The following is a 4021-nucleotide window of genomic DNA, read 5'->3' as shown; positions in this document are numbered from 1 at the left end:
TCGCGGTCGTGCATGGACTGGATCGGGGGGGGGGCGGGGTGCATGGTGGGGCTCGGGGTCTGGGTCGGCGTCGGGTGCGGGGAGTGGGCTGGGTTGGCGTGCGGGGCGCGTGGCGGGGCGGGGGGTGCCGTCCGCTGGTGGGCGTGGTCGGAGTCCCCGCGGGGTGTGCGGGGGCGCGCTGTCCTGGCGGGCCGGTCACGGCCCGCCAGGGCTCGGGCTCACCAGCCGGTGCCGGCGAGGTCGTCGGCCATCAGCTCGGACCGGAGCCGGGCTTCGGCGGCCTCGCGGTCGTTGTAGGCGCGCCACGCCTCGTCTGCGGCGGCGGCGGGGTCCAGGGTGTGTTCGATCACGCGGCCGCCGAGCAGGTCCTGGATCAACTCGGCTGCGGTGACCTCGGTGTCGACGTCGGCGAAGAGGGTCTGGCTGCTCATCGGGTCCTCCTGGGGCTGGGGTGTCTGTGGAACGCGGCTCCGCCCAGTGCGCCGTAGGAGGGGACCGAAGGTCGGCGGGGGTTTCTGGGTCGGCCATTCCGGTGTGATCGCCGTAGGCGACCCCCGAAGGGGGCTTGTCTCACCGGAATGGCTGGCCCAGATTCATCGCCGCTTGCCCCTCCTGCGGTGTACTGCCCTCGGGCGATCCACTGGCGATCCAGCTCACGGGGCCCGATGTCGGCCGGAACCGGTGCAGCCTGGGCAACGCTGGTCGCCTGGCGCGCTACAGCCAGGACTCGCCCTAGCAGTTGGTGGAGCCGGCACCCGGTCACGGCGACCGGTGGCCGGGTACGACGACGGCGCACCCGGCCAGCGGCCGCGAGGGTGTGGGCGTGCCGGATGGTCAGGCTGGGACGTCGTCCAGGGGCCGCGGGTTGGCTTTGCCGCGCTTGAGGCCGTTGCGGAGGTGGCGCAGCGCCTCCGCTCGGTCCCAGTTCTCGACTCCGTCGTGATGGCGGGCGGCGTTGAGTAACGCGGTCTCGACGGCGAGTTCGTCGAGCAGGCCGTTGCCGACCAGCTCGCCCAGTGCGGCCGCCGCGGCGAACATGGTGTCTCCCCGGATCCCCGGGGTCGCGTGCTCGACGTTCGCCGACTCGTTTGCCAGAGCTGCGGACACGTAGGCGTCGCGGCGCGTGCCGCGCGGTAGTTGCAGCGGGATCCGTGGTTGCGGCGGCGGTGGCGTCAGCCTGGTGGCCAGCCACTCAGGCAGTGGAGCGACCGGCAGGTCCCGGGCGATCCGGTAGAGACCCGGGCGCCCGTTGACCCGCCGGATCGATCCGGCGGCGACGATGATCCCGCCATGGGCGCGGGTGTCGACGTGCCAGCCGAGTCCGTTGCCGCGCTCTCCGGCAGAGTTGCGCAGCTCGACCCCGTCAGGCGCGGTGTAGTACCGGTGCTCCCCGGTGCCGGGCGGGCCTGTCTTCCCCGGGGTGATCACGGTGTAGGTGTCGACGGGGTCGGGCTCGCCGGCGCGTTCGGCGAGGACGCGCAGCACGTCGCGGCCGTGGGTGACGCCCAGTTCAGCCCATTCCGGCGGCGGTGGTGATCCGCGTGCCGGGTCGAGGTCGACGACGACCAGACCTGCGGGTCCGCACGCGATCCCGACGTTGTACGCGGCTTGCGCCCAGGTCGCAGTAATGGCGTCGATGTCGGTGGTGGCGGCGCTTTCCCAGTCGTCGACGGCGGGGAAGGTCGAGTACGGGTGCAGGGGGAACACCGGCCAGCCGCGCCGGGCGGCGGCCAGCGCCGCTTGCAGGCGAGGCGGTGGATCCGCCTGCCGGACCGGTGTGTTCCTGCTGGTTGCCATGGAGTCCTCCCCTGCGTAGCGAGGGTAGGCGCTGGGTGGTGTGTCGTGCAGGAGGAAACCGCTGCTCACGGGACCACCACCGGGTCGACGAGCAGAGCGGTCGCGTTGTCCTGGCCGCCGTGCTCGATGCCCGCGCGGGCGATCCGGTGCGCGCCGGCCCGCACACTGCTGGCGGTGGACACCAAGGTGGCGAGGGTGTCGTGCGGTACTTGCTTGTGGACTCCGTCGGTGGTGAGCAGCAGCCTCGTGGTCTGGTCGCCGGTGGTCGCGCGGCCGATGTCGGCGGTCGTGGCGGTCGCGACGGTGGTGGTGACGATGTGCTCCCAACGTGGGAGATGGTGGGCGTACCAGCCGGGCGGTTCCTCGTGCTGGGAATACGCTTCCCGCAGCCAGGCGCGGGTTTCCTCGGCGACGGTGTGGTCGGTGGTCAGCTGGATCAGGTGGCCGTCGCGAAGTTCGTAGCCGCGGCAGTCCCCCACCCAGGCAAGTTCGTATCCGTCACCGCCGGCGCGTGCGGCGGCCACGATCATCACCGCGTCCCCATCCGGCGCCCGGCGCGTCAGTTCATCGCGGGCGGCCAGGATGGCGTCCGCGGGGGCAAGGCGGCTGCCGTAGAGGGCTCGCACCGCGGTGGAGGCGGCGACGCGTGCGGCGTGCGCCGCCTCGGGGGTGTCGCCGATGCCGTCGGCAACCGCCCACGCGGTGACCTCGCCGCACGCGTCGTCGACGAGCACGGCGGAATGGTCGGCGTTGACGCGGCGGCCGCCGGTGAGGCTGGCGCGGCCGCGGTGGAATACCGGCCACTCGGCCGGTCGGTGCAGGTGCTCGCGTGCGAGAGAGCGCGCTTCGGTGTGATCACCGGGCGGGTCGGCGGTTTCCGACCAGCCGCACAGCCCGCACAGGGCCCGTGGCGGCTCGTCGGGTCGGGGCTGGACCGTGGCGACCTTGTGCAGGGCACGGCCGGTGGTGTCGCGCAGGACGTGGAGCATGGTGTTTCTCCCAAGCAGGCAAGGAAAGTGGCGGGGGTGGAGCCCCGGTGCTGGCGGGGCCGAAGCACGCCCGCCAGCACCGGGGAGCTGGGAAGCCGGTCAGAGTCCAGCGGTGAGCAGGATCTGGTTGAACCGCAGGCGCAGCGGGAAGTTCGTGACGCCGTCCTCGACGGGATAGCGCGGGCTGTACTCCAGGCGCAGCTGCTTGGTGGAGTTCTCGTCGAGCAGCACGAGGCAGGTTCCCTCTCGGGTGTCGACCGACTTCACGGCACCGGTCAGCCCGGCCAGGAACTGCGGAGTGACGTCGGTGACCATGACCGGATCGCCTTCGCCGATGTCGGCGGCCAGGTCGTGAAGGCGCTGCTTTCGGGCAGCGTCGACGGAGGTGAGTTCCTCCGGCGCGGCTTCGTTGATGACGAACTTCGCCAGTTCGCCGAAACCGTCAGGCGTGTCGCGGACTTCGAGGGCTTCCACCGGAATGCCGTCCAGGGGGTGCCTCGTGGTGCCCTCGGGCATCCAGATCCGGTTGCGGCCGGTCTGGCTGGCCAGCTTGTCGGTGGAGGCCTCGTCCAGGAGTACGGTGGCGTGCTTGCCGTTCTTGGCCTGCACGGTGCCGGAGAGTCCGCGGTATCGGGCGGGGTTGAGGTTGTCGCGGATCGAGACTCGCGCTCCGACCGTGACCTGGGCGGCGTACAGGGCGTTGGTCGCGTCGTTGAGCAGTCGGCGGCGCAGGTTGATGGCGTCACGCAGGGCATGTGCCTGCGGTTGGGTCAGTTCGTGGACCTGTTTCACGAGGTCGGTGTGCATGCGATTCCTCCGGCCGTCGGGGTGGTGGACGCCGGGAAGCAGCACGCCTGGATAGCGGGGTCGCGGTTCAGAGCACCGGTGCTGTGTCCCGCGGCGGGGGACGCCGGTGCTCTGGCCGCGACGGCGGGGGCCGCCTGCCGGGGGCGTGCCGAGGCGAGATCGCGGAACGCGGGTGAACGCAGCGAGGCGACGTCTCGCCCGCTCGGCGCGCCCCCGGCAGGCGGCATCGGCGCGTGCCCCGCCCGGGCGTGCTCAGCTGAACGCGGTCCCCACACCGGCGCGGGGCGGAACCGGGTTCCGTCAAGTGCGGCGTGGTGACGGCCGGCGGCGTTCGCCCCGGCGGGCACGGCACGCATGACGCCCCCCCCCCCGCCCCCCGTGGCCCGCAGTCCTCGGTGCACCGCCGCCTCATCGCCCTGAGGGTCGTG

5 protein-coding genes are annotated in these 4021 nt (G+C 72.4%); all 5 read right to left on the bottom strand.

Annotated features, from left to right (window positions below; genetic code table 11):
- Positions 1-218: 218 nt before the first annotated feature.
- The 5 genes from CFP71_RS42075 to CFP71_RS43935 all read right to left on the bottom strand — a co-directional run bounded on the left by CFP71_RS42075 (position 219) and on the right by CFP71_RS43935 (position 3949).
- Positions 219-431 (bottom strand): hypothetical protein, encoded by a 213-nt coding sequence (locus CFP71_RS42075; protein ID WP_093939427.1) that lies wholly within the window; start codon positions 429-431, stop codon positions 219-221.
- A 403-nt stretch (positions 432-834) separates the two neighbouring features.
- Entirely contained in the window at positions 835-1797 is a 963-nt protein-coding gene (locus CFP71_RS42070; RefSeq protein WP_093939426.1) for a bifunctional DNA primase/polymerase, read from the bottom strand.
- Between the two features lie 65 nt (positions 1798-1862).
- Positions 1863-2786, bottom strand: coding sequence for a PP2C family protein-serine/threonine phosphatase (locus CFP71_RS42065; protein WP_093939425.1), 924 nt, complete (start codon positions 2784-2786; stop codon positions 1863-1865).
- A 99-nt stretch (positions 2787-2885) separates the two neighbouring features.
- The gene (locus CFP71_RS42060; RefSeq protein ID WP_093939424.1) at positions 2886-3593 is read right to left on the bottom strand and encodes a hypothetical protein; all 708 of its coding nucleotides are present in this window, start codon (positions 3591-3593) and stop codon (positions 2886-2888) included.
- A complete protein-coding gene (locus CFP71_RS43935) occupies positions 3575-3949 on the bottom strand; it encodes a hypothetical protein (protein WP_143267290.1) in 375 nt (124 codons plus the stop codon). Before CFP71_RS43935 ends, CFP71_RS42060 begins: the two co-directional genes overlap by 19 nt.
- Between the last annotated feature and the right edge of the window lie 72 nt (positions 3950-4021).

It is taken from the genome of Amycolatopsis thailandensis (assembly GCF_002234405.1).
GTDB classification, from domain to species: Bacteria; Actinomycetota; Actinomycetes; order Mycobacteriales; family Pseudonocardiaceae; genus Amycolatopsis; species Amycolatopsis thailandensis.
Note: the sequence above shows the minus strand (reverse complement) of the source record. Positions and strands in the feature narration are given on the sequence as shown.

Bases quoted from the DNA above. Each gene is read 5' to 3' on its own strand.
- CFP71_RS43935 (WP_143267290.1), bottom strand. From the start codon at position 3,949: ATGCGTGCCGTGCCCGCCGGGGCGAACGCCGCCGGCCGTCACCACGCC.
- CFP71_RS42070 (WP_093939426.1), bottom strand. From the start codon at position 1,797: ATGGCAACCAGCAGGAACACACCGGTCCGGCAGGCGGATCCACCGCCT.
- CFP71_RS42075 (WP_093939427.1), bottom strand. From the start codon at position 431: ATGAGCAGCCAGACCCTCTTCGCCGACGTCGACACCGAGGTCACCGCA.
- CFP71_RS42060 (WP_093939424.1), bottom strand. From the start codon at position 3,593: ATGCACACCGACCTCGTGAAACAGGTCCACGAACTGACCCAACCGCAG.
- CFP71_RS42065 (WP_093939425.1), bottom strand. From the start codon at position 2,786: ATGCTCCACGTCCTGCGCGACACCACCGGCCGTGCCCTGCACAAGGTC.